General features: G+C 57.4%; 3 protein-coding genes. 2 read left to right on the forward strand and 1 reads right to left on the reverse strand.

Going from position 1 to position 2732, the window contains the following annotated elements; genetic code table 11:
* Both GXX82_15035 and GXX82_15040 read left to right on the forward strand, forming a co-directional pair.
* The coding region (locus GXX82_15035) for an OmpA family protein (protein ID NLT24353.1) at positions 1-376 on the forward strand (376 nt) is incomplete at its 5' end.
* A complete protein-coding gene (locus GXX82_15040; GenBank protein ID NLT24354.1) occupies positions 373-1572 on the forward strand; it encodes a response regulator in 1200 nt (399 codons plus the stop codon). The genes GXX82_15035 and GXX82_15040, both read left to right, overlap by 4 nt.
* A gap of 261 nt (positions 1573-1833) precedes the next feature.
* Here GXX82_15040 and GXX82_15045 read toward each other — a convergent pair.
* Positions 1834-2732: bifunctional riboflavin kinase/FAD synthetase (locus GXX82_15045; protein NLT24355.1), on the reverse strand; the 899-nt coding region annotated here is incomplete at its 5' end.

Below are 2732 nucleotides of genomic sequence, written 5' to 3' on the forward strand. Positions count from 1 at the left end.
ACTCGTCGCCATCGAGGTGGGGCACCTCAAGAACAAGGTCATGATCGAGGGCTACACGGACGCGCGTCCCTACGTGAACCCCGATTATACAAACTGGGAACTGAGCGCGGACCGGGCGAACGCGGCCAGGCGCATCCTCGAACAAAACGGGGTCGGGAAGGGCCAGATCGTTCAGGTGCGCGGCTTTGCCGACCGAAACCTCAAGCACCCCGAAAAGCCTCTCGATTTCGGAAACAGGAGGGTGAGCATACTTGTCGCGACGACGGAGCCAAAGCCATCGGATACCATCACTCCTGCGGCTCCCGCTGTCACGCCACAGAAGCAAACGGTGGCCCCCGCGTCCCCGGAGGTGGCACCGAAGATAGAGGCCAAATGATGGGGAACCCCGTGGTGCGCATACTTCTCGTAGATGATGACAGTAAGTTCCGCGGTGTTTTCGCGAAGTTCTTCGCCCGCTATCCCGACTTCGAGATCTATGAAGCAGCCAACGGACAGGAGGGACTCTACAAGGCCCGGGACATCCTTCCCGACCTCATCCTGAGCGACTACGACATGCCCCTGCTCGACGGCATGGAATTCTGCCGCAACATCCGCAACACCCCCGAGACCGCCCCGGCGTTCTTCCTCTTTCTCACCGCGGAGAAGGATGAAAAACTGAAGGTCCAGGCCTTTGAGTGCGGCGCGGACGACTACATAGAAAAATCCACCCCGCCCGTCATCCTGACAAGCAAGATCCGGGCATTCCTCAGGATCAAGCAGCTTCAGAATGAGCTTGTCGACGAAAAGGATAAGCTTGCTGAGGTGAATCAGACCCTGGAGCGGAATTTCAAGGAACTCACCCAGATACTTCTCAAGATAATCGACGTGCGGGTGCCGGGCGCCGCCGACCGGGCCCAGGCCGCCAGGGAGGCAGCCCGTTTCATCTGCGCAAAGATGGCAACGGACGAAGAAGAGACAGCCAGGATCCTCTTCGGGGCCCAGTTGCACGAGATCGGCAAGATAGGTCTGCCCGACGCCATCGCCGACAAGAGCAAGAGCGCCATGGCCATGAGTGACCGCAGCATCTACAACCAGCACCCCGTTATCGGCTCCCTCATCATATCCACCATATCGGGATTCAAGACAGCCGCCGATGCCATCTACCACCAGTATGAGAACTTCGACGGCTCGGGCACACCCGACGGCCTCATCGGCAACGAGATACCCTCCGGCGCGCGCGTCCTGCGCGGTATCGTCATGCAGGGCGACCTGTGCCGAGCGGGGCACGGCCGCGACGATATCCTGCGCGAGATCAGGCAATCCGCAAACCGCATACTCGATCCTGCCGTCGCGTCCTCCCTTGCCGAGTATATCGTCGAGAATGACCGCGAATTCGCCGCGAACAAGTGCAAGATCGCCCTTGACGAGCTCAAACCGGGCATGGTCATAGCCGAGGACGTCTACGCAGCGAGCGGCGTGAAGCTCATCCCGAAACACGTGAGGATCCAGGACCACATGATCCAGATCCTCCACGACAGGAACGACACGGACCCCATCATCGGGGGGGTGTACGTGATGATAGGGGCGAGGTAAAGACCGTTTCAGGTTTCAGGTTTCAGGTTTCAGGCAAAAGACAAAGGCGGCATTTGTATGTAAAGGTTCCGATCTTCCCGGACACCGTATGGGCCATCATTGCGGTATCCCTCTTCCTCGTCACTGTGTCCTCAGTCACCGAAATGACAGGGAAAGAAAGGCGCCAAGAGACCTTCGGCCTGTCCGACAGGATCGAAACCCTTACGAAGCCTGTGTTCCTTCTTTGGCTTTTAACCTGAAACCTGAAACCTGAAACGGTCTTTACTCCCTGGAACCGTCTTCAAAGTATCGCCTTGCCGTTTCGACGTCTGCCGTTATCTGCGCCTTCAGTTCGGTCATGTCGCTGAACTTCTTCTCTTGCCTGATGCGGTCGTGGAAGTAGATAACGATGTCGCGGCCGTAGAGGTCGCCGCTGTAACCCAGGATGTGGGTTTCGACGAGGAGCTTCTTTCCGTCGAAGGTGGGGTTGAAACCGATGTTCGTCACTGACGGCCATTTCTTTCCGTCGAATTCGACCTCTGTTATATATACACCGTTATGGGGGATAAGCTCGAAGACGGTCTCAAAGTTGATCGTGGGGAAACCCATGTTCTTTCCTCGATTCACGCCGTGGACAACGATCCCCTCGATCATGTGTGGCCGGTCAAGGAGTTCGTTGGCCTTCCTCACATCCCCTTCCATGATGAGCCTCCGTATCCGGTTGCTCCCGATCTTCTCGCCGTCAATGGTGATGGCCTCGACAACGTCGAAGTAGAAACCTCTCCTGCGGGCGAACTCGCGGAGCATCTCGACGTCCCCTGCCCCGCCCTTTCCGAAGTGGAAATCATAGCCCACGATGACACCGGCGACCCTGATCTTTTCCACAAGAATATCGTCGATGAAAGTCTCGGGAGCAATGGAGCGCAGATGGTCGTCAAAGGGTATCTGGAACATCACCTCGATACCGCTCGACGCTACGAGCCTTTCCTTTACCGAGGGGGGCGTTATGAGCCGGATATAGGAATCGGGTTTGAGAACGCTGTGGGGATGGGGGAAGAAGGTCATGAGCATCGGTGTGCCCGATATCTCGGCGGCCTTCTCCACCACCTTCCTTATGATGCGCCTGTGGCCGACGTGAACTCCGTCGTAGTTTCCGATCGTAAGCACGGGATTTGGAAACC

The sequence above is a fragment of the Syntrophorhabdus sp. genome (genome assembly GCA_012719415.1).
Taxonomy (GTDB): domain Bacteria; phylum Desulfobacterota; class Syntrophorhabdia; order Syntrophorhabdales; family Syntrophorhabdaceae; genus Delta-02.

Bases quoted from the DNA above. Each gene is read 5' to 3' on its own strand.
- GXX82_15040 (NLT24354.1), top strand. From the start codon at position 373: ATGATGGGGAACCCCGTGGTGCGCATACTTCTCGTAGATGATGACAGT.